Annotated in this window: 20 protein-coding genes; 17 read left to right on the top strand and 3 right to left on the bottom strand. The window is 71.2% G+C overall.

What is annotated here, in order from left to right:
- Positions 1-82: 82 nt before the first annotated feature.
- The 13 genes from ACWC94_RS27980 to ACWC94_RS28040 all read left to right on the top strand — a co-directional run bounded on the left by ACWC94_RS27980 (position 83) and on the right by ACWC94_RS28040 (position 12,629).
- Positions 83-454 carry an FKBP-type peptidyl-prolyl cis-trans isomerase gene (locus ACWC94_RS27980; protein ID WP_450799870.1) on the top strand — a complete coding sequence of 124 codons (372 nt, stop codon included), beginning with the start codon at positions 83-85 and terminating at the stop codon, positions 452-454.
- 167 nt (positions 455-621) lie between these two features.
- On the top strand, positions 622-1,599 hold the full coding sequence (locus tag ACWC94_RS27985) for a helix-turn-helix transcriptional regulator (RefSeq protein WP_450799871.1): 978 nt from the start codon (positions 622-624) through the stop codon (positions 1,597-1,599).
- A 14-nt stretch (positions 1,600-1,613) separates the two neighbouring features.
- Positions 1,614-2,603 carry a helix-turn-helix transcriptional regulator gene (locus ACWC94_RS27990; protein ID WP_450799872.1) on the top strand — a complete coding sequence of 330 codons (990 nt, stop codon included), beginning with the start codon at positions 1,614-1,616 and terminating at the stop codon, positions 2,601-2,603.
- Positions 2,604-2,762: 159 nt separating this feature from the next.
- Positions 2,763-3,023 (top strand): hypothetical protein, encoded by a 261-nt coding sequence (locus tag ACWC94_RS27995; RefSeq protein ID WP_450800000.1) that lies wholly within the window; start codon positions 2,763-2,765, stop codon positions 3,021-3,023.
- A gap of 10 nt (positions 3,024-3,033) precedes the next feature.
- A complete protein-coding gene (locus tag ACWC94_RS28000) occupies positions 3,034-3,228 on the top strand; it encodes a hypothetical protein (protein ID WP_450799873.1) in 195 nt (64 codons plus the stop codon).
- Between the two features lie 235 nt (positions 3,229-3,463).
- A complete protein-coding gene (gene tatA / locus ACWC94_RS28005) occupies positions 3,464-3,748 on the top strand; it encodes a Sec-independent protein translocase subunit TatA (RefSeq protein WP_450799874.1) in 285 nt (94 codons plus the stop codon).
- 48 nt (positions 3,749-3,796) lie between these two features.
- The gene (gene tatC, locus ACWC94_RS28010) at positions 3,797-4,738 is read left to right on the top strand and encodes a twin-arginine translocase subunit TatC (RefSeq protein ID WP_450799875.1); all 942 of its coding nucleotides are present in this window, start codon (positions 3,797-3,799) and stop codon (positions 4,736-4,738) included.
- Positions 4,739-4,838: 100 nt separating this feature from the next.
- Positions 4,839-7,691, top strand: a complete 2,853-nt coding sequence (locus ACWC94_RS28015; protein WP_450799876.1) for a DEAD/DEAH box helicase — start codon at positions 4,839-4,841, stop codon at positions 7,689-7,691.
- Between the two features lie 343 nt (positions 7,692-8,034).
- Complete coding sequence (locus ACWC94_RS28020; RefSeq protein WP_450799877.1) at positions 8,035-9,708, top strand: sensor histidine kinase; 1,674 nt, start codon at positions 8,035-8,037, stop codon at positions 9,706-9,708.
- Complete coding sequence (locus tag ACWC94_RS28025) at positions 9,705-10,109, top strand: roadblock/LC7 domain-containing protein (RefSeq protein ID WP_351242683.1); 405 nt, start codon at positions 9,705-9,707, stop codon at positions 10,107-10,109. The genes ACWC94_RS28020 and ACWC94_RS28025 overlap by 4 nt, the downstream gene beginning before the upstream one ends.
- Positions 10,106-10,522 carry a DUF742 domain-containing protein gene (locus tag ACWC94_RS28030; RefSeq protein ID WP_450799878.1) on the top strand — a complete coding sequence of 139 codons (417 nt, stop codon included), beginning with the start codon at positions 10,106-10,108 and terminating at the stop codon, positions 10,520-10,522. The genes ACWC94_RS28025 and ACWC94_RS28030 overlap by 4 nt, the downstream gene beginning before the upstream one ends.
- Positions 10,503-11,123, top strand: coding sequence for a GTP-binding protein (locus ACWC94_RS28035; protein WP_450799879.1), 621 nt, complete (start codon positions 10,503-10,505; stop codon positions 11,121-11,123). Before ACWC94_RS28030 ends, ACWC94_RS28035 begins: the two co-directional genes overlap by 20 nt.
- A 51-nt stretch (positions 11,124-11,174) precedes the next feature.
- Positions 11,175-12,629, top strand: a complete 1,455-nt coding sequence (locus ACWC94_RS28040; protein ID WP_450799880.1) for a cytochrome P450 — start codon at positions 11,175-11,177, stop codon at positions 12,627-12,629.
- A gap of 153 nt (positions 12,630-12,782) precedes the next feature.
- On the opposite strand, the gene ACWC94_RS28045 is transcribed toward ACWC94_RS28040, so the two are convergent.
- Complete coding sequence (locus ACWC94_RS28045; protein ID WP_450799881.1) at positions 12,783-13,733, bottom strand: RluA family pseudouridine synthase; 951 nt, start codon at positions 13,731-13,733, stop codon at positions 12,783-12,785.
- A gap of 66 nt (positions 13,734-13,799) precedes the next feature.
- Here ACWC94_RS28045 and ACWC94_RS28050 point away from each other — a divergent pair, with 66 nt between their 5' ends.
- The gene (locus ACWC94_RS28050) at positions 13,800-14,381 is read left to right on the top strand and encodes a GNAT family N-acetyltransferase (protein WP_450799883.1); all 582 of its coding nucleotides are present in this window, start codon (positions 13,800-13,802) and stop codon (positions 14,379-14,381) included.
- 37 nt (positions 14,382-14,418) lie between these two features.
- Positions 14,419-15,357, top strand: a complete 939-nt coding sequence (locus ACWC94_RS28055; RefSeq protein WP_450799885.1) for a 5'-nucleotidase — start codon at positions 14,419-14,421, stop codon at positions 15,355-15,357.
- Positions 15,358-15,364: 7 nt separating this feature from the next.
- Here ACWC94_RS28055 and ACWC94_RS28060 read toward each other — a convergent pair whose 3' ends face one another.
- On the bottom strand, positions 15,365-16,210 hold the full coding sequence (locus tag ACWC94_RS28060; protein WP_450799887.1) for a siderophore-interacting protein: 846 nt from the start codon (positions 16,208-16,210) through the stop codon (positions 15,365-15,367).
- Between the two features lie 112 nt (positions 16,211-16,322).
- The gene (locus ACWC94_RS28065) at positions 16,323-17,243 is read right to left on the bottom strand and encodes a 5'-3' exonuclease (RefSeq protein ID WP_450799889.1); all 921 of its coding nucleotides are present in this window, start codon (positions 17,241-17,243) and stop codon (positions 16,323-16,325) included.
- 155 nt (positions 17,244-17,398) lie between these two features.
- On the opposite strand from ACWC94_RS28065, the gene ACWC94_RS28070 reads away from it, so the two are divergent.
- Both ACWC94_RS28070 and ACWC94_RS28075 read left to right on the top strand, forming a co-directional pair.
- Complete coding sequence (locus tag ACWC94_RS28070; protein ID WP_450799890.1) at positions 17,399-18,475, top strand: quaternary amine ABC transporter ATP-binding protein; 1,077 nt, start codon at positions 17,399-17,401, stop codon at positions 18,473-18,475.
- A complete protein-coding gene (locus ACWC94_RS28075) occupies positions 18,468-20,282 on the top strand; it encodes an ABC transporter permease/substrate binding protein (protein WP_450799891.1) in 1,815 nt (604 codons plus the stop codon). Before ACWC94_RS28070 ends, ACWC94_RS28075 begins: the two co-directional genes overlap by 8 nt.
- Positions 20,283-20,395 lie beyond the last annotated feature (113 nt).

A 20,395-nucleotide genomic window follows, 5' to 3' on the forward strand; every position in this document is an offset into this window, starting at 1 on the left:
CCGTGGCGGGCGGCGGGCGGCGGGGGTGCGGAGATGAAAGACTGTCCACGTTTCGTGTCGTACACAAGCAGGAGCTTTTGACGTGAGCATCGAGAAGCCCGAGATCGACTTCCCGGGCGGCGAGCCCCCGGCGGACCTTGAGATCAAGGACATCTGGGAGGGCGACGGGCCGGTGGCGCAGGCGGGTCAGACCGTCACCGTCCACTATGTGGGTGTCGCTTTCAGCACGGGCGAGGAGTTCGACGCCAGCTGGAACCGGGGCACTCCGTTCCGCTTCCCGCTCGGCGGGGGCCGTGTCATCAAGGGCTGGGACCTGGGTGTGCAGGGCATGAAGGTCGGCGGTCGCCGTCAGCTGACCATCCCCGCCCACCTCGCCTACGGCGACCAGAGCCCGACCCCGCTGATCAAGCCGGGCGAGACCCTGATCTTCGTGGTGGACCTGCTCGGCGTCTGACGCCGGTCTGGTCCACGCGGTCCACGCCCGGTCGACCGGCCGGGTGCGACCGGATCCGATCACCTGGGGCCCATGCCTGCTCGGGCATGGGCCCTCGGCTTTGCCGCCGCACTGCGGAGCGGTACGGTCATCGCTCGGAAGCACCAGAGGAAAGGCGAAGGGCGTCGATGGCCATTGCCAAGGCCGAGCGGCTGATGAACCTCGCGCTGTGTCTGCTCGGCACCCGTCGGCCGCTCAGCAAGCGCGAGCTGCGCGATTCGATCGAGGCCTACGTCGAGGCCGCCAGGCCGGAGAAAGGTGTGGCCGGGGCGGACGACTCCTTCAACCGCATGTTCGAGCGGGACAAGGACGACCTGCGGGAGCTGGGCCTGGTCATCGAGACGGTGGAGAACCTGGACGGCGAGGTGGGCTATCTCGCCCGCCGTGACAGCAACCGCCTGCCGCCGATCACCCTGGACGCCGAGGAGGCCGCGGCGCTCGGGCTGGCCGCGAAGGTGTGGCAGCAGGCCCGTCTCGCCGGCGCCGCCAGCGGTGCGCTGCAGAAGCTGCGCGCGGCAGGGCTCCCCGAGGACGTCGACCCGTACGAGGCGCACGGCGCGCTGGAGCCCCGTATCCCGGTGCACGAGGCCGCCTTCGAGCCGCTGATGCTGGCCTGCCGGGACCGCCGTCCGGTCGTCTTCGACTACCGCAAGGCCTCCGCGGCCCGTCCCGAGCCCCGGCATGTGGAGCCATGGGCGCTGGAGTGCTGGCGCGGGCACTGGTACCTGGCCGGTTTCGACCGGGGCCGGGGTGCCGAGCGCGTCTTCAGGCTCTCCCGGATCACCGGCCGGGTGCGTGCGCGTGGTACGGGTTTCACCGCTCCGGTGCCCGACGTCGTCACCGTCCGGGAGACCGTCGCGAGCTGGGCGGGTGAGATCGCCGACGGTACGGCCCTGATCCGGCTGCGGTCCGGCGCCGGTTACCCCCTGCGGGCGAAGGCCACCGCGGTCCGGGAACTCGGTGACGGCTGGGACGAGTTGGAGATTCCGTACGGGCACGGACTGGACGCCTGGCTGGTGGAGTTCGGGCCGGACGTGGTCGTCCTGGAGCCGGCCGAGCTGCGCGCGGACGTGGTGGACCGGCTGCGTGCCGTGGCGAAGGGCTGAGGGGGAGCAGGACTGTGGCAGGCAAACCGGTCAGGCCCGTGAACGCGATCGACCAGACCCGGCGGATGCTCTCCCTGGTGACGTATCTGCGGGAGCGCCCCGGTGCGCGGATCGCGGACGTCGCGCGTGCCTTCGGCATCACCGAGGACGAGCTGGTCGCCGATCTCGATCTGCTGCCCATGTGCGGGACCAGCTTCCGCGGCGGCGATCTGCTGGACATCGACACCGACGGTGAGCGCATCTGGTGGCACAATCCGGCCGCGCTCGGCGAGGAGGCGGCCGAGCCGCTGCGGCTCGCCGCCGACGAGGCCACGGCCCTGCTGGTGGCCGCCCGCGCGGTGGCGACCCTGCCGGGCCTGCGCGAGGGCGACCGGCAGGCCCTGCTGCGGGCCACCGCCAAGGTGGAGGCCGCCGCCGGTGAGGTCGCCGGCGCGAGTTCCCGGCTGTCGGTGACCTTCGAGTCCGAGGGTGGGGTCTTCGCCGACGTCGACCGGGCGATCTCCGAGCGCCGCCGGCTGTGGATCCGCTACTACTCCCCGGCCCGTGACGAGGTCACCGAGCGGGAGATCGACCCCATCCGCCTGGTCAGCGTCGGCCACACCTATGTGGAGGCGTGGTGCCGCCGCTCCGAGGCCCGGCGCACCTTCCGGCTGGACCGGGTCGCGGAGATCAGGATCCTGGACGAGCCGTCCGCGCCGCCCGAGATCGAGCTGCGGGACCTGTCCGAGGCCCTGGTGCAGCCGGCCGCCGAGGACCCGGAGGTCGTCGTCGAGGTCGGTCCGGGCGGTCGCTGGGTGGCCGAGTACTACCCGCACGACAGCGCCGATGAGCTTCCCGACGGCGGGTTGCGTATCACTCTGCGGACCCCCGATCCGGCCTCCCTGCGCCGGCTGGCGCTGCGGCTCGGCCGCGACGGCCGGATCGTCTCCCCGCCGGAGCTGGCCGAGAGCGCCCGGAGGGCGGCTGCGGAGGCACTGGCGGCGTACGACACGGCGCCGCGGTGAGGCAGGCGCCCGACGGGGCGCGGGGCCGTGCCGAGGTGCGGTTCCGCCGCGCTGGGAGCGGCCGGCCCAGCAGACGGGAACGGCGCGTCGCCGGCCGGCGAGCGACCAGAAGAAGGAGCGAGGGCTGTGAGCGAGTCTCCGGTGTCCGGTGTGGGTGAGATGACGGTGGCGGCCGCTTTCGCCGGGATGAGGAGAGTGGCCCCCGTGGTGTTCAAGGCGGGCTGCCCGGAGTGCCGGGGCCGTTTCGAGCTCGCCGCGAGCGCGCTGCGCCTCGCCATCGGCGCCACCAGCCGGACGACGTTCTACTCCTTCACCTGCCCCGAGTGCGGTGCCGCCGTCCGCAAGCCCGCCGGGGAACGCATCGTCGAGCTGCTCACCGGCGGCGGGGTCCGGACGCTGCGGCTGCACACCACCGTCTAGTCTCGACGTCATGTTCTGGCCGATGTTCGCGGTAGCGCTGGGTTTCCTGGGTCTCGCTGTGCTGGGGGTGCTCGCCGTCCGGGTCTTCCTGGAGGCGCGGCGCCTCGGGCAGCAGGTCGCGGACTCCGCGAGCCGTATCAACAGGGCCGCGGAGGACCTGGAGCGGGCGGCCGTCAGCGCGGCCCGTGCCGTGGATACGCTGTGATTGCGTTACGTCATGCGCTTTGGGTCACTTCGCCCTGTCACCTGGCCGGTCCGGCCAGGTACGCTGCTGGTCGCGGCCCGGAGAACGAGGCGCGGTCCGCGGAGCGGGAGTACGCACGGGGATTGTCCACCGTTCATCCCAGGGCGTTACGATCGCTGCCAGCACGATGGTCAGACACTTGTCCGACCTGTCGGACAAGCCCCGCCGCCCCGCCTCGGTGAGAAGGTGAAGATTTATGTTCCGCAACGGACTTGAGCCGTGGCACCTGCTGCTCCTCGTTCTGGTGATCCTGCTCGTGTTCGGCTCCAAGAAGCTCCCGGACATGGCGCGTTCGCTCGGCAAGTCCGCGCGCATCCTCAAGAGCGAGGCCAAGGCGATGAAGGACGACGGCAAGCAGCCCGCCGGTACCGCCCAGTCCGCCGAGGAGCCCGCTCCGGCTCAGCGCACGATCCAGGCCGCCCCCGGCGACGTGACCAGCTCCCGGCCGGTCAACGAGCCGACGGACACGACCCAGCGCTGACGCGAGGGCCGGGGCTATCCGGCCCGCTGCACGAGATGAGGATGTGGGTTGCTCAAGTCTGCCCGCAAGAAGGAGAGGGATCCCGAGGGGCGGATGCCGCTCGCGGATCACTTGCGTGAGCTGCGCAACCGGCTCGCGAAGGGTGTCCTGGCGATCCTGGTCGTCACGATCGTGGCCGCGTTCTTCTACAGGGACATCGTCAACTTCATCACCCAGCCGGTGCTCGACGAGATCGGCTGCCACCAGTCCTTCGGTGAGCTGGCCAAGTCCAAGAACGTCCACTGCGCGCACATCACCGTCAGCGGCCTGCTGGCGCCGTTCACCCTGGCCCTGAAGGTCGCCCTGATGGCCGGTGTCGTGCTCGCGTCGCCGGTCTGGCTCTACCAGCTGTGGGCGTTCGTCGCGCCGGGTCTGCACCGTCACGAGAAGAAGTACGCGTACGCGTTCGTCGGTTTCGGCTTCCCGCTCTTCCTGGGCGGCGGCTACCTCGCGTTCCACGTGCTGCCCACCACGGCGCGGGTGATGATCGACCTCACGCCCTCCGGTGCTGAGAACCTGCTGCCGCTGGACGATCTGCTGGACCTGGTCACCCGCATGATCGTCGTCTTCGGCCTCGCCTTCGAGATGCCCCTGCTGCTGGTCATGCTCAACCTCACCGGCGTCCTGTCCGGGCGGCGCATGCTGGGCTGGTGGCGCGGCATGGTCGTCGGCATCACCGCCTTCTCCGCCGTGGCCACGCCCAGCCCCGACCCGATGACGATGCTGGCGCTGGCGGCGCCGATCTGGGGGCTCTACTTCATCGCCGTGGCCATCGCGCTGCTCAACGACCGGCGCCGGGACCGCCGCGAGGCCGAGGGCCCCGGGGACGACGAGGCGTCCGAGCTGGACCTCACGCCCGAGGAGATCGGCGGGGTGGAGTCGGTGACCGCGAGCGCCGCTCCCGAGCTGCCGGGCCCGGACCGGGTCAACGGCTACGACGACGTGACCTGAGCCCGCGCCGCACCGATGCCGCGCGCGATGCCCCCGCCCCGCAGGGCGGGGGCATCGCCGTGTGCCGGTCCGTCCTGGTCGATGAGCCCACTTCCGGATAATGATCGTCCTGTTGTCAGTGGCGCCCGGTACGCTCGAAAGCACGATGACAGAGGACCTCTCACCGGCCGAGCGGTACGCGGCAGCCCGCAGGCGGGCAGCCGAGCAGGCCACCGCGCTCGCGTCCTTCCGCGAGATGTACGACTTCGGCCTCGACCCCTTCCAGATCGAGGCCTGCCAGGCACTCGACGCGGGCAAGGGCGTACTGGTGGCCGCCCCCACCGGCTCGGGCAAGACGATCGTGGGCGAGTTCGCCGTCCACCTCGCCCTCGAACAGGGCAGGAAGTGTTTCTACACGACGCCCATCAAGGCGCTGTCGAACCAGAAGTACGCCGACCTGTGCCGTCGCTACGGCACGGACAAGGTCGGCCTGCTCACCGGCGACAACAGCGTGAACTCCGAGGCCCCGGTGGTCGTGATGACCACCGAGGTCCTGCGGAACATGCTCTACGCCGGCTCCCAGACCCTCCTCGGCCTCGGCTACGTGGTCATGGACGAGGTGCACTACCTCTCCGACCGCTTCCGCGGTGCCGTCTGGGAAGAGGTGATCATCCACCTTCCCGAGTCGGTGACCCTGGTGTCGCTGTCGGCGACCGTCTCCAACGCCGAGGAGTTCGGTGACTGGCTGGACACGGTCCGCGGTGACACCGAGGTGATCGTCTCCGAGCACCGGCCCGTGCCGCTGTTCCAGCACGTGCTCGCCGGGCGGCGGATGTACGACCTGTTCGAGGAGGGCGAGGGTCACAAGAAGGCCGTCAACCCCGACCTCGTCCGCCTGGCCCGCATGGAGGCGACGAGGCCGTCGTACCAGGACCGGCGGCGCGGCCGTGCGATGCGCGAGGCCGACCGGGAGCGGGAGCGCAGACAGCGGTCGCGGGTGTGGACGCCGGGCCGCCCCGAGGTCATCGAGCGGCTGGACGCAGAGGGTCTGCTTCCGGCCATCACCTTCATCTTCAGCCGCGCCGCCTGCGAGGCCGCCGTGCAGCAGTGTCTGTACGCGGGCCTGAGGCTCAACGACGAGGAGGCGCGGGACCGGGTCCGCGCCCTGGTCGAGGAGCGCACGTCCCACATCGCGCCGGAGGACCTGCACGTCCTCGGCTACTACGAATGGCTGGAGGGCCTGGAGCGGGGCATCGCCGCCCACCACGCGGGCATGCTGCCGACCTTCAAGGAGGTCGTCGAGGAGCTGTTCGTCCGCGGCCTGGTCAAGGCGGTGTTCGCCACCGAGACCCTCGCCCTGGGCATCAACATGCCCGCCCGTTCGGTGGTGCTGGAGAAGCTCGTCAAGTGGAACGGCGAGCAGCACGCCGACATCACGCCGGGCGAGTACACCCAGCTGACGGGCCGTGCGGGCCGCCGGGGCATCGACGTCGAGGGGCACGCGGTCGTGCTGTGGCAGCGCGGTATGAGCCCCGAGCACCTCGCCGGTCTCGCGGGCACCCGTACCTACCCGCTGCGCTCCAGCTTCAGGCCGTCGTACAACATGGCGGTCAACCTGGTCGACCAGTTCGGCCGGCACCGCTCGCGCGAGCTGCTGGAGACCTCCTTCGCCCAGTTCCAGGCCGACAAGTCGGTCGTCGGGATCTCCCGCCAGGTGCAGCGCAACGAGGAGGGCCTGGCCGGCTACAAGGCCTCCATGACCTGCCACCTCGGCGACTTCGAGGAGTACGCGCGACTGCGCCGCGAGCTGAAGGACCGGGAGACCGAGCTGGCCCGGCAGGGCGCCAACCAGCGGCGTGCCGAGGCCGCCGGCGCCCTGGAGCGGCTCAAGCCGGGCGACGTCATCCACGTACCCACGGGCAAGTACGCCGGTCTGGCCCTGGTGCTGGACCCCGGTCTGCCCGCCGGCCGTTCCAACGGCCACCGCGGCTACGATCATTACGACGGGCCGCGCCCGCTGGTCCTGACCGCCGAACGGCAGGTCAAGCGGCTGGCCTCGATGGACTTCCCGGTGCCGGTCGAGCCGCTGGACCGGATGCGGATCCCGAAGTCCTTCAACCCGCGCTCGCCGCAGTCCCGCCGCGACCTGGCCTCCGCGCTGCGCAGCAAGGCCGGGCACATTCCCCCGGAGCGGGCCCGCAAGAAGCGCTCGCAGGCCGCCGACGACCGTGAGATCGCCCGCCTGCGCACCGCGATCCGCGCCCATCCGTGCCACGGCTGCAACGACCGTGAGGACCACGCCCGCTGGGCCGAGCGCTACCACCGGCTGCTGCGCGACACCTCGCAGCTGGAGCGCCGGATCGAGGGCCGTACGAACACCATCGCGCGGACCTTCGACCGAATCGTGGCCCTGCTGACCGAGCTGGACTATCTGCGCGGCGACGAGGTCACCGAGCACGGCAAGCGGCTCGCCCGGCTGTACGGCGAACTCGACCTGCTGGCCAGTGAGTGCCTGCGCGAGGGCGTCTGGGAAGGGCTCAGCCCGGCGGAACTGGCCGCCTGTGTCTCGGCGTTGGTGTACGAGGCGCGGGTCGGTGACGACGCGATGGCGCCCAAGCTGCCCTCGGGCAAGGCGAAGGCCGCGCTCGGCGAGATGGTGCGGATCTGGGGCCGGCTGGACGGCCTGGAGGAGGAGTTCCGGATCAACCAGGCCGAGGGCGTCGGGCAGCGGGAGCCGGATCTCGGCTTCGCCTGGGCCGCGTACATGTGGGCCTCGGGCAAGGGGCTCGACGAGGTGCTGCGCGAGGCGGAGATGCCTGCGGGGGACTTCGTGCGCTGGTGCAAGCAGGTGATCGACGTGCTGGGCCAGATTTCGGCGGCGGCCGTCTCCGAGGGGTCGACCGTGGCCAAGGCCGCGCGCAAGGCCGTTGATCAGTTGCTGCGGGGCGTGGTCGCCTACTCGTCGGTGGGGTGACCGGTCGCCTCGCGGGTGCGGGGTGTTGTGAAGGGGCTGCTTCTGCGGCCCCTTCACTCATTACGGGGGGTTGCTTTCGCAGGCCCGTTCGCCGTTACCGAACGCGTTCGAACGGTAGCCCAGAGTGTAAATACGCCGAGCGTACTCCTGTCGGCAGGGTGATTTCAGGTGCTTGCCGAATATGACACGGCGATGATCCGGTCGGACTAAGCTCGCCCGCGGCGCACCGAGTTGAGGCAATTCGTGCGCTTGTTCCCAAACATGCGACAGATCCCAACAGTTCCATGAACCTTCCCCCCAAATGCTCTCCCGACACCCAGCCGATTCGTCTCAGAAGGCATCCATGGTGAGTGTTCAGAAGCCTCCCGGCGGCCGCGAACGTCCCTATGCTCGCGTGCTGTTGCCCCCCGCCATAGTGATGGCCGCGGCGACCGGAGCCGCCGTCGCCCTGGCGCCGGCGTCGGCCCGCATCGCCGTCGGCGCGCTCGGGGCGCTGGCCCTGCTGCTGGTCCTCGCCACGGGTGCGGAGGCCGCCCGCCGCGGTCGCAGGCTCCGCGAGCAACAGGCCGAGTACGCCCGTCACACCGCGTATCTGGAGCACCGGCTCGCCGCCCACGACCAGCTGATCGCACGCTTCGCCGGCGACGTCATCCCCTACGGCCTGCAGCGGCTGCGCGCCGGAGAACCGCTGCGGGACGTGCTGGTCAACGCCTACGACGCCGACCCCGAACTGCGCGGCCTGCCCGAGATGTACCGCGAGATGTTCCGCGTCGCGCTGCGCGGCGCCGACCACGAGATCTCGATGCGCGACGCCACCGAGCGCTCCTACGTGAGCATCGCCCGCCGCGTCCAGGCCATCGTCCACCAGCAGTCCAACGAACTGCGGGAGATGGAGGAGGACCACGGCCGCAACCCCGAGGTCTTCGACGACCTGCTGCGCATCGACCACGGCACCTCGCTGATCGGCCGCCTCGCCGACACCATCGCCGTGCTCGGCGGCGGCCGCCCCGGCCGCCAGTGGCCCCTGCCGGTCTCCCTCTACAGCACCCTGCGCGGCGCGATGTCGCGCATCCTGGAGTACCGCCGCATCCAGCTGAACTCCATCGTCAACATCAACATCAAGGGCACCGCCGTCGAGCCGGTCATCCATGCCGCCGCCGAACTCCTCGACAACGCCACCCGCTACTCGCCGCCCTCGACGAAGGTGCACGTCAACGCCACCGAGGTGCAGGCCGGCATCGCCATCGAGATCGAGGACGCGGGGGTCAGCCTCAGCGAGGAGTCCCGGGCCCGCATCGAGCAGATGATCGAGGACGCCAAGAACGGCGACGACGCCCACAACCTCGGCGAGAACCCGCGCCTCGGCCTCGCCGTCGTCGGCCGCCTGTGCAAGTTCTTCGACATGGAGGTCTCGCTGCGCGCCTCCGCCTACGGCGGCGTCCGCGCGATCCTCATCGTGCCGCGCGTGATGACCACCACCGAGCCCGGAGTCGGTGCCGCCCACGGCATCGGCGCCACCGGCGCGCCGGTGCCCGCGCTCGGTGCCGTCGAGGGCCCCAAGCGCCCGCCGAAGAGGCGTCGTCCCACCAGCCCCAAGATCCCCGCCGGGATCACCATGGAGGACGACGTACCCGAGGTCACGGAGTGGACGGCGGGCGGACTGCCGCAGCGCCGCAGCCGGATGAAGACCCCGCTGAGCCAGCGCTTCGCCGAGAAGGCGGAGGTCGAGCGGGCCGAGCGCGAGGGCAGGCCCACCGTCTGGTCGCAGCCCGGGCCCGAACCGAAGCCCGAACCCGAGATGGACCCCCAGCGCAAGAAGCTCATGGAGCGGCCGCTCGGCCAGGGGATCGAGGACTTCTGGAACGGCCTGCGCAAGGGCATGCCCGAGGGCGCCACCGGGCCCGAACTGACCGACTTCACAAGGCACCCGGAAAAGTACGTGCACCTGCTCAACGACTACGCGGACGAGCCCGTCGAGGGCACCACCGAGGCTGACGACGAGGGGGACCTCAAGTGATCCAGCAGCGAGGCAACATCGACTGGATGCTCAAGCAGCTCAACGACGGCGTGCCGGGCATCGAGATGATCGTGGTCCTCTCCGCGGACGGACTGCGCATCGCCCGTTACGGCGGCGATCCCGACGCCGCCGACCGGGTGGCCGCCGCCTGCGCGGGCGTACAGAGCCTGGCCGGTGCCATCATCAAGGAACTCCCCGGCGCCGGCGACATGCAGGTCGTCGTCTTCGAGATCGACGGCGGCTACTTCTACCTCATGAACGCCGGCGACAACGCCTATCTCGCCGTGCTCGCCGACGTGACCTGCGAGCCGGGCCGGATGAGCGGCATGATGCGCGACCTCGTCGTACGGATCGGCGCCCATCTCACCAGTCCGCCCCGGCGGAACGGGCAGACCGTATGACTCCTCCACGACGCAAACGGCGCGAGCCGAAGCCTCCGCCGCCCCCGCCGCCCCCCGCGCCGAAACCGGACGACGCGGAGGCCGAGCCCAAGAACCCCGAACGGCTGTACACCGTCGCCGGATCCGAGGACGGCGCACGCGCCGAACTCGACCTGGTGACCTTGATCGTGGCGCGCGACACTCCCCAGCCGGTCGCCTCACCGGAGCAGGGCGCGGTGCTGCGGCTGTGCGCCAACCCCCTGTCCGTGGCCGAGCTGTCGGCCTACCTGAACCTGCCGTTCAGCGCGATGACCGTCCTGATCACCGAGCTGATCACGGCCGAACTGGTACAGGTACGCGCCCCGATCGTCCGTCAGGTCGTACCCGACCGTTCACTCCTCGAAGCGGTGATGCATGGACTTCAAAGGCTCTGACACCATCCCCGGCCCGCGCACCGAGGATCATCTGCCGCACACGGCCCAGGCCGCGGTGAAGATCGTGATCGTGGGCGGCTTCGGTGTCGGCAAGACCACCATGGTCGGCTCCGTCAGCGACATCAGGCCGCTGACCACCGAGGAGACCATGACCCAGGCCGGTATCGGCGTGGACGACAACTACGGGTCCGAATCCAAGACCGCCACCACCGTGGCCATGGACTTCGGCCGCATCAGCATCACCGACAAGCTGGTGCTCTACCTCTTCGGCACCCCCGGCCAGGAGCGCTTCTGGTTCCTGTGGAACGGCCTGTTCGAAGGCGCGCTCGGCGCCGTCGTCCTCGTCGACACCCGGCGCCTGGAAGTCAGCTTCGACGTCATGGGCCGGCTGGAGGAACGCGGCGTCCCCTTCGTCGTCGCCGTCAACTCCTTCCCCGACGCTCCCCGTTACCCCCTCGAGGAACTGCGCACCGCGCTCGACCTGACCCCGGAGATCCCGATCATCGAGTGCGACGTACGCCGCCGGGCCTCCAGCAAGGACGTCCTGATGACCCTGACGCGCTTCCTGCACTCGATCGCCCTGACCGGCGCCCTCACCTGACCCGCAGCCGACCGTCCACCCCCACATCCGTTTTCGTTCCGGAGCGACCCCGTGACGTCTGAACCCACGTCCCTGACCAACACCGACCCCACCCCCTTCCCGCCGCCGGGCTGCCCCGCGCACGGCCTCGGCCCCGGCGGGCTGCGCCGGCTCTACGGCCCCGACGCGCAGGACCTGGGCGACCTCTACGAGCGGCTGCGCGAACAGCACGGCTCCGTGGCGCCCGTGCTGCTCCACGACGACGTGCCCATGTGGGTGGTCCTCGGCCACGCCGAGAACCTGCACATGGTGCGCAGCCCCTCCCTGTACACCCGTGACAGCCGGATCTGGAGCCCGCTGGCCGACGGCATGGTCAAGCCCGACCACCCGCTCATGCCGCACATCGCCTGGCAGCCGATCTGCTCGCACGCGGAGGGCGACGAGCACCAGCGGCTGCGCGCGGCGGTCACCGCCGCCATCGCCACCATCGACCACCGGAGCATGCGCCGCCACATCGGCCGCTACACCCAGGGCCTGGTCAACAGCTTCTGCGAGCGCGGCCGGGCCGACCTGGTCTCCCAGTTCGCCGAGCACCTGCCGATGGCCGTCATGTGCGAGATCCTCGGCATGCCGGAGGAGTACAACGACCGGATGGTGCAGGCCGCCCGGGACGCCCTGAAGGGCACCGAGACCGCCATCCAGAGCCACGCCTACGTCATGGACGCGCTCAGCCGGCTCACCACCCGGCGCCGCGCCCGGCCCGAGGACGACTTCACCAGCCACCTCGTCACCCACCCGGCCGGACTCACCGACGACGAGGTCCGCGAACACCTGCGGCTCGTCCTCTTCGCGGCCTACGAGGCCACCGCGAACCTCCTCGCCAACGCGCTGCGCATGGTCCTCACCGAGCCCGGCTTCCGTGCCCAGCTCAGCGGCGGCCAGATGACCGTGCCGGAGGCGATCGAGCAGTCCCTGTGGGACGAGCCGCCGTTCAGCACCGTCCTCGGCTACTACGCCAAGCAGGACACCGAGCTCGGCGGGCAGCGCATCCGCAAGGGCGACGGCCTGCTCTTCGCGCCCGCGCCGGGCAACCTCGACCCGCGCATCCGCCCGGACCTGTCCGCGAGCATGCAGGGCAACCGTTCCCACCTCGCCTTCGGCGGCGGCCCGCACGAGTGCCCCGGCCAGGACATCGGCCGTGCCATCGCCGACGTCGGCGTCGACGCGCTGCTGATGCGGCTGCCCGACGTCCAGCTCGACTGCGCGGAGGAGGAGTTGCGCTGGCGTTCGTCCATCGCCTCCCGGCACCTGGTGTCCCTGCCCGTGCGCTTCGAGCCGAAGCCGCAGCAGGACGTCGACGGCCCGCCCCGGCCCCTGGCCATCCCGCCGCAGCAGCCTTCGCCACTCGAGCCGCGTACCACCGCCCCCAGCCCCGCGGTGCCCGAGCCCTACCGTCCGGCACCGGCACCGGCGGCGCGCCCGCGGGGCGTCTGGCGGCGGTTGCTCAACTGGTGGCGCGGGGAGTGACCCGGCCGCGGTGAGTGCCGCGATGTGCCGCCGGCCGTCTGCGGCTGCGTTGTGGCTGGTCGCTCCCCCAGGTTCGCGACCCCGCCGGAACCCGGGGGCTCCGTCCGCGGCGGAGCCGCAGACCGACAGGGCCCCGCGCCCCTCGGGGCGCGCTCAGCCCCGGTCCGCCCAGCTGTCGTGCGACTCCCAGCTCCGGAGCACGCGCCCGCTGACGAACGCGTGCTCCCTGCCGGTGACCGGGTCGGTGAACTCCAGCCTCCGCGCGAGCAGTTGCAGCGGGCGGCGGAAGTCACCGGCCGGCACCGGGGCGGTCACCTCCGGGTACAGCGGATCGCCGAGGATGGGCACGCCGAGCGCGTTCAGATGCACCCGCAGCTGATGGGTCTGCCCGGTCGCCGGGACGAGCCGGTACCGGGCGAGCCCGCCCCGGTGCCCGGCGAGCTCCACACGTGTCTCCGCGTTCGGCTCGCCCTCGACCTCCCGGGCCGCCAGCACCCCGCGCTCCTTGACGATCCGGCTGCGCACGGTCCGGGGCAGGACCAGCGAGGGGTCGTACGGGGCGACCGCCTCGTACTCCTTGTGCACCCGCCGGTCCCGGAACAGCGTCTGGTACGCGCCGCGCTCCTCGGGGCGCACGGTGAACAGCACCAGCCCGGCCGTGAGCCGGTCCAGCCGGTGCGCGGCGGTCAGCGCCGGTATGTCCAGCCGGCGGCGCAGCCGGGCCAGCGCGGTCTCGGCCACATGGGTGCCGCGCGGGGTCGTCGCGAGAAAGTGCGGCTTGTCGGCCACGACGATGTGGTCGTCCCGGTACACCACCTCCACCGGGAAGGGCACCGGTACCTCGGGGGGCAGCTCGCGGTGGAACCACACGAACATCCCCGGCCGGTACGGCGCGTCCGGTGCCACCGCCCGCCCGTCGGCGCCCACGACCCGCCCCGCGTCGAACAGCGACTCGACCGTCCCGGGCCCTGCCCCCGTCAGCCGCGCCACCAGATGCTCCCGCACGGTGGCCCACGTCCCGTCGTGCGGCAGCCGCACCCGCACCGGGTCGACACCGTCGATCTGGGGGAGCGGGGCGGGCGGGGGCGGGGTACGGCGTCTCATCGGGGTCAAGGGTACGAGGCGGAAACCAGGTGCGCCGACGGTTCCGCGGCCGTCAGGATGTGGATCATGCCCTTTCTCACCAGTCCGGTGCTGACCTCCGGAAGCCTCGCCCGTATCCCGCAGCCCACCCTGGCGACCGGTGACGGCCTGCTCCTGCGCCCGTGGCGGGCCGGGGACGCGCCCGCCGTGTACGCGGCCATGCAGGACCCGGTCATGCAGCAGTGGCACATCAGGGCCGCCGACTCCGTGGAGGAGGTCGCCGGCTGGATCGAGCAGTGGCGGACCTCCTGGGAGGCGGAGGGCTACGCCCCGTGGGCCGTCGTCGACGAGACGACGGACGAGCTGGTGGGACGGATGTCGCTTCGTCAGATCGTGCTCGAGGACGGGTGTGCCGAGATCGCGTACTGGACCACGGCACAGGCCCGCGGCCGGGGTGTGGCGGCCCGCGCGGCGACCGCACTGTCCCGGTGGGCCCTGGACGAGATCGGCTTCCACCGCCTGGAACTCCTGCACGCCACCGCCAACCAGGCCTCCTGCCGCGTCGCCGGCAAGGCCGGCTTCGCCCTGGAGGGCACCAAGCGCAGCGCCCTCCTCCACCAGGACGGCTGGCACGACATGCACCTTCACGCACGCGTGCGCGGCGACTGAGCACCGGCCGTGGCCGGTCGGTGTGAAGATGTGGTCCATGCCCGCCTATGATCTCGCGAACCGGCTCGTCGTCGGTGTCGCCTCCAGTGCCCTGTTCGATCTGCGGGAGTCGGACGCGGTCTTCCGCGAGCAGGGTGAGGAGGCCTACCGGGCGTATCAGGAGGAGAACCGCGACACCACACTCCGGCCGGGCGTCGCCTTCGCCTTCATCCGTCGGCTGCTGTCGCTGAACGACCTGGGCGAGCCGGGAGATCCGCTGGTCGAGGTCATCATCCTGTCCCGCAACGACCCGGACACCGGTCTGCGGGTCATGCGGTCGATCCAGACCCACGGGCTGGCGATCAGCCGGGCCGTCTTCATGCAGGGCCGGTCCCCGTACAAGTTCATGCCCGCGCTGAACATGTCCCTGTTCCTGTCGGCGAACGGCGACGACGTGCGGGAGGCCGTCGCCGCCGGACTGCCCGCGGGGCATGTGCTCGGAGCGGCCTACCCGGACGACCCCGCCGACCGGGAGCTGCGGATCGCGTTCGACTTCGACGGGGTGCTCGCCAGTGACGCCGCCGAGCAGGTGTACCAGGCCGACGGACTGGAGGAGTTCCGCGCACACGAGGCCCGTAACGCGGCGACCCCGCACGACCCCGGGCCGCTGCGGGACTTCCTGGCCGGGGTGAACCGGATACAGCGCCGGGAGGAGGAGCGGCGCACGAGCGACCCGGGTTACGCGGTCCGGGTCCACGTCTCCATCGTGACCGCGCGCAACGCCCCCGCCCACGAGCGTGCCGTCAACAGCCTCAAGCAGTGGGGCGTGCGGGTCAACGACGCCTTCTTCCTCGGCGGGATCGACAAGGGCGCGGTCATGAAGGTGCTGGACCCGCACATCTTCTTCGACGACCAGGTGACGCACCTGCGCAGCACGTCCCGGACCACGCCCAGCGTGCACATCCCGTTCGGCAAGATCAACGAGGTGCCGTCCTGAGCGGTGGTCAGGCCGCCGCCACGCCGCTCTCCTGCTCGGCCTCGACGCGGGCGTTCCACTCCCGCTTGGAGGCCTGCCAGCCGTCCTCGTTGTGTCCCAGGCGCCAGTAGCCGGAGATCGACAGGTCCTCGCGCGGGATGTCCCGCTCGACCCGCAGCAGCCGGCGCAGCTCCTTCACGAAGCCCGCCTCACCGTGCACGAACGCGTGCACCCGGCCCTCGGGGAACTCCAGCGCACGGACGGCCTCGACCAGCGCCTCGCCGACCGGCCGGTCCCCCCGGTGCAGCCAGACGACCTCCACCCCGGAGTCGATCTTCTGCTCCTCGCCGGGGCCGGACACCTCCACGAAGGCGTGCGCGCGGGCACCGGCGGGCAGTGCCTCCAGGGACCGTGCGATCGCGGGCAGCGCGCTCTCGTCGCCGGCGAGCAGATGCCAGTCGGCGGCCGGGTCGGGGGCGTAGGCGCCGCCGGGTCCCATGAAGCGCACGGTCTCACCCGGCTGCACCCGGGTGGCCCACGGGCCGGCCAGGCCCTCGTCGCCGTGGACGACGAAGTCCAGGGTCAGCTCCCGGTGTTCGGGATCCCAGGCGCGCACGGTGTAGGTCCGGGTCACCGGCCACTGCTCCCGCGGGAACTCGGCACGGATCCGCTCCAGGTCGAAGGGTTCCGGGTAGGTCACGCCGTCGGGGCCGAAGAGCAGCTTGACGTAGTGGTCGGTGCAGGTGTCCGCCGTGAAGTCGGCCAGGCCCTCGCCGCCGAGCACCACCCGCTGCATGTGCGGGGTCAGTCGCTCGGTGCGGATCACATGGGCGATGCGGGCCTTACGCGGCTTTCGTCCCGGACGCTCTGCCATCACGACCTCCTGCGAATTGGTTAGGTTTACCTAAGTTAGCATCTCCCTCGGGGCCAACACCTCTTCCATGAGCGCGGGATGGAGGCACTTTGCCGGAATATTCCGCGCCGGATCACTCGGCCAGCGTGGTCAGCAGCCGCTGCAGCGAACCGCCGAGCCCCCAGCGCCCGGCCAGTCGCTCCAACGCCGCCGCATCGCGCGGGGCGTGCGGCAGGGCCGTGCCGACGTCCGGCAGCGGGACGTCGTCGGCCACCCGCACCACCTTCGGCGCGACCGCCACATACGGCCGGGCCTCGGTGAGCCGCTTGCGCTGCGACGGCGTGAGCTTCGCCCGCGGGTCGTCGACCGCCGCCATGATCCCGGCCAGGTCGCCGAACTCGGCCAGCAGCTTGGCGGCCGTCTTCTCGCCGATCCCGGCCACGCCCGGCAGGCCGTCGCTCGGGTCGCCGCGCAGCAGCGCGAGGTCCGCGTACCCGCGCCCGTCGACGCCATACTTCTCGCGCAGCACCGCCTCGTCGGTCAGCTGCAGCGTGCCCACGCCCTTCAGCGGGTACAGCACCCGGATCCCGCGCGCGTCGTCCACCAGCTGGTACAGATCGCGGTCGCCGGTGACGATGTCCACCGGCCCCTCGGCGCGCGCCGTGAAGGTGCCGATCACGTCGTCCGCCTCGTACCCCGCGACGCCGACCCGCGCGATGCCGAGCGCGTCCAGCACGTCCTCGATGACCGGCACCTGCGGGGAGAGGGTGTCCGGCACCTCCTCCTCGTCCGGTGCGCCCACGTGCTCCTCGGCGACCCGGTGCGCCTTGTAGGTGGGGATGAGGTCCACCCGCCACTGCGGCCGCCAGTCGGCGTCCATGCAGGCCACCAGGTGCTCCGGCCGGTGGTCCCTGACCAGCCGGTCGATGAAGTCCAGCAGGCCGCGCACGGCGTTCACGGGCGTGCCGTCCGGGGCCTTCACGGAGTCCGGGACGCCGAAGTAGGCGCGGAAGTACAGCGAAGCGGTGTCGAGGAGCATGAGTCGTCCGGTCACGCTCGCATCATGCCGTACGGCACTGACACCCACTTCCCGCCGCCGGAACGCGTTGCGTGCTGCGCATCGCCGTGAGTCCGGCCACGTGTGGGTTTACCTCCGCTTGACCTGGGGAGGCGCGGCCCCTGTTCTGACCGCAGAGACGTGAGGTACGCGTGCAATCGAGGCTTGAGGCCGATCACCTGTTCAAGGTGTTCGGCAGACGACCGGACGACGGGGTGGAGCGCCTGCGGCGGGGCGCCGACCGGAAGGAGCTGCGCGCCGACGGCACCACCGCCGCCGTGATCGACGCCTCGTTCCGCGTCGAGGCCGGTGAGATCTTCGTCGTCATGGGCCTGTCGGGCTCCGGCAAGTCCACCCTGCTGCGCATGCTCAACGGCCTGCTGGAGCCGACCGCGGGCAGCGTCCGCTTCGACGGCCAGGACCTGACCGCGCTCACCGCCCGCGCCCTGCGCGAACTGCGCTCGAAGAAGATCAGCATGGTCTTCCAGCACTTCGCGCTGTTCCCGCACCGCAGCGTCCGCGACAACGCCGCCTACGGCCTGGAAGTGCAGGGCGTGCCCCGCGCCGAGCGCGAACGCCGCGCCGACGAGGCGCTCGCCCTGTGCGGCCTGGCCGGCTGGGAGAAGTCCTGGCCCGACGAGCTGTCCGGCGGCATGCAGCAGCGCGTCGGCCTCGCCCGCGCCCTCGCCACCGACGCCGACCTGCTCCTCATGGACGAGTCCTTCAGCGCCCTGGACCCGCTGATCCGCCGCGACATGCAGGACCAGCTGCTCGAACTGCAGAAGACCCTGAAGAAGACCATCGTCTTCATCACCCACGACCTCAACGAGGCCATGCGCCTGGGCGACCGCATCGCCGTCATGCGCGACGGCCGCATCGTGCAGACCGGCACCGCCGAGGACATCCTGCTGCGCCCCGCGAACGACTACGTCGCCTCCTTCATCCAGGACGTCGACCGCTCCCGCGTGCTGACGGCCGGCGCCCTCATGGACACCTCGGTGACCGGTGACGCCCCGCTGTGCGGCTGCGAGACCGCGACCCCTGAGACGCCGTTCGCGCAGCTGTGCGCGATCAGCGCCCGGCTGTCCCACCGCGTCTGCGTCGTGGACGGGGCCAACCGGGTCGTCGGTGTCGTGCCGAGGCAGCGGCTGCTCGGCTTCCTCGGCGACGAGACGGCTGCTCCCGCCCCCTGTGACAACCCGGACGGGAAGGTGACCAGCCGTGCCTAGGATCCATCTCGGCGACTGGGTCGACTCCGGCGTCAAGTGGCTGCTGGACCACTTCTCCTGGCTCTTCGACGCCGTCAAGGCGGTCATGGAGAGCATGTACGACGGCATCGACGCCGTGCTCGGCGCGCCCCAGCCGCTGCTGATGGCCGGCATCCTCGCCGTCCTCGCCTGGTGGCTGCGCGGCCTCACCGCCGGCGTCCTCGCCTTCGCCGGGTTCGCGCTGGTCGACTCGCTCGCCCTGTGGGACGAGGCCATGTCCACGCTCTCCCTGGTCCTCGTGGCCACCGTCATCGCGCTGGTGATCTCCGTCCCGCTGGGCATCTGGGCGGCCCGCTCCAAGGCGGTCAGCGCGACCGTACGGCCCGTCCTGGACCTGCTGCAGACCATGCCGTCGATGGTCCTGCTGATCCCGGCCATGCTGTTCTTCGGCCTCGGCACCGCCCCCGGTGTCGTCGCCACCCTGATCTTCGCGCTCGCCCCCGGCGTCCGCATGACCGAGCTGGGCATCCGCCAGGTCGACGCCGAACTGGTCGAGGCCGCCGAGGCGTTCGGCACCACTCCGCGCAACATCCTCTGGCGCGTCCAGCTGCCGCTCGCCCTGCCGACCATCATGGCCGGCGTCAACCAGGTGATCATGCTGGGCCTGTCCATGGTCGTCATCGCCGGCATGGTCGGCACCGGCGGCCTCGGCGGCGCCGTCAACGAGGCCATCGGCCAGCTCGACATCGGCTACGGCTTCGAGGCCGGCGTCGGCATCGTCGTGCTCGCCATCTACCTCGACCGGATCACCGGCGCGCTCGGCACCCAGCTCTCCCCGCTGGGCCGCAGGGCCGCCGCCAAGGCCCGCCCGCGCCCGTGGTCGTACCGCCCGCGCCCGGCCGTCGCGGTCGTCGGGGTGGTCGTGCTCGCCCTGGTCGCGGGCGGGATGACCGTCTTCGGCCCCTCCGCCGGAACCTCCGAGGCCTCCGGACCGGACGTCGGCAAGGGCAAGGAGATCAAGATCGGCTACATCCCCTGGGACGAGGGCATCGCCTCCACCTTCCTGTGGAAGGAGATCCTGGAGGAACGCGGCTTCAAGGTCACCACCACCCAGTACACGGCCGGCCCCCTCTACACCGGCCTCGCCACCGGCCAGCTCGACTTCCAGACCGACTCCTGGCTGCCCACCACCCACGCCGAGTACTGGAAGAAGTACGGCAAGCGGCTCGACGACCTCGGCAAGTGGTACGGCCCCACCTCCCTGGAGCTGACCGTCCCCTCCTATGTCAAGGACGTGAACTCCCTGGCGGACCTCAAGGACCACGCCTCCGAGTTCGGCGGGAAGATCGTCGGCATCGAGCCCAGCGCCGGCATGATGGGCCTGCTGAAGACCAAGGTCCTCAAGGAGTACGGCCTCGAGGGCGACTACGACGTGATCGACGGCTCCACGTCGGCCATGCTCTCCGAGCTGAGGCGCGCCTCCGCCAGGAAGCAGCCGGTCGTCGTCACCCTCTGGTCCCCGCACTGGGCCTACAGCGACTACGACCTGAAGAAACTCAAGGACCCCCGGGGCGCCTGGGGCAAGGGCGACGGCGTGCACACCCTGGCCCGCAAGGGCTTCGCCGACGCCAATCCGCGGGTCGGCCGCTGGCTGAAGGACTTCTCCATGACCGAGAAGCAGCTCACCGGCCTGGAGTCGCAGATCCAGAAGGCAGGCAAGGGCAAGGAGCAGGACGCCGTCCGCGACTGGCTCCGCGAGAACCCCGGCCTGGTCGACAAGTGGGCCCCGGTCGCCAAGAAGGACCCCCGCAGTCGGGCGGCCGGGTGACCTGACCGGCCCGGACCGCCCGCGAGGGGCGGGCGCCGCCGTACGCCACCGCGCGTCCGGCGCGCCCGCCCCTCGCGGTGTCCGTGGGCTACGACAAGAATCCGGCCAATCAC

The organism is Streptomyces sp. NPDC001135 (assembly GCF_053598395.1).

Excerpts from the sequence above, each read along its gene's own strand:
- ACWC94_RS27985 (WP_450799871.1), top strand. The coding sequence starts at position 622 with ATGGCCATTGCCAAGGCCGAGCGGCTGATGAACCTCGCGCTGTGTCTG.
- ACWC94_RS27995 (WP_450800000.1), top strand. The coding sequence starts at position 2,763 with ATGACGGTGGCGGCCGCTTTCGCCGGGATGAGGAGAGTGGCCCCCGTG.
- ACWC94_RS28000 (WP_450799873.1), top strand. The coding sequence starts at position 3,034 with ATGTTCTGGCCGATGTTCGCGGTAGCGCTGGGTTTCCTGGGTCTCGCT.
- tatA (WP_450799874.1), top strand. The coding sequence starts at position 3,464 with ATGTTCCGCAACGGACTTGAGCCGTGGCACCTGCTGCTCCTCGTTCTG.
- ACWC94_RS28015 (WP_450799876.1), top strand. The coding sequence starts at position 4,839 with ATGATCGTCCTGTTGTCAGTGGCGCCCGGTACGCTCGAAAGCACGATG.
- ACWC94_RS28020 (WP_450799877.1), top strand. The coding sequence starts at position 8,035 with ATGGTGAGTGTTCAGAAGCCTCCCGGCGGCCGCGAACGTCCCTATGCT.
- ACWC94_RS28030 (WP_450799878.1), top strand. The coding sequence starts at position 10,106 with ATGACTCCTCCACGACGCAAACGGCGCGAGCCGAAGCCTCCGCCGCCC.
- ACWC94_RS28035 (WP_450799879.1), top strand. The coding sequence starts at position 10,503 with ATGGACTTCAAAGGCTCTGACACCATCCCCGGCCCGCGCACCGAGGAT.
- ACWC94_RS28045 (WP_450799881.1), bottom strand. The coding sequence starts at position 13,733 with ATGAGACGCCGTACCCCGCCCCCGCCCGCCCCGCTCCCCCAGATCGAC.
- ACWC94_RS28050 (WP_450799883.1), top strand. The coding sequence starts at position 13,800 with ATGCCCTTTCTCACCAGTCCGGTGCTGACCTCCGGAAGCCTCGCCCGT.
- ACWC94_RS28055 (WP_450799885.1), top strand. The coding sequence starts at position 14,419 with ATGCCCGCCTATGATCTCGCGAACCGGCTCGTCGTCGGTGTCGCCTCC.
- ACWC94_RS28060 (WP_450799887.1), bottom strand. The coding sequence starts at position 16,210 with ATGGCAGAGCGTCCGGGACGAAAGCCGCGTAAGGCCCGCATCGCCCAT.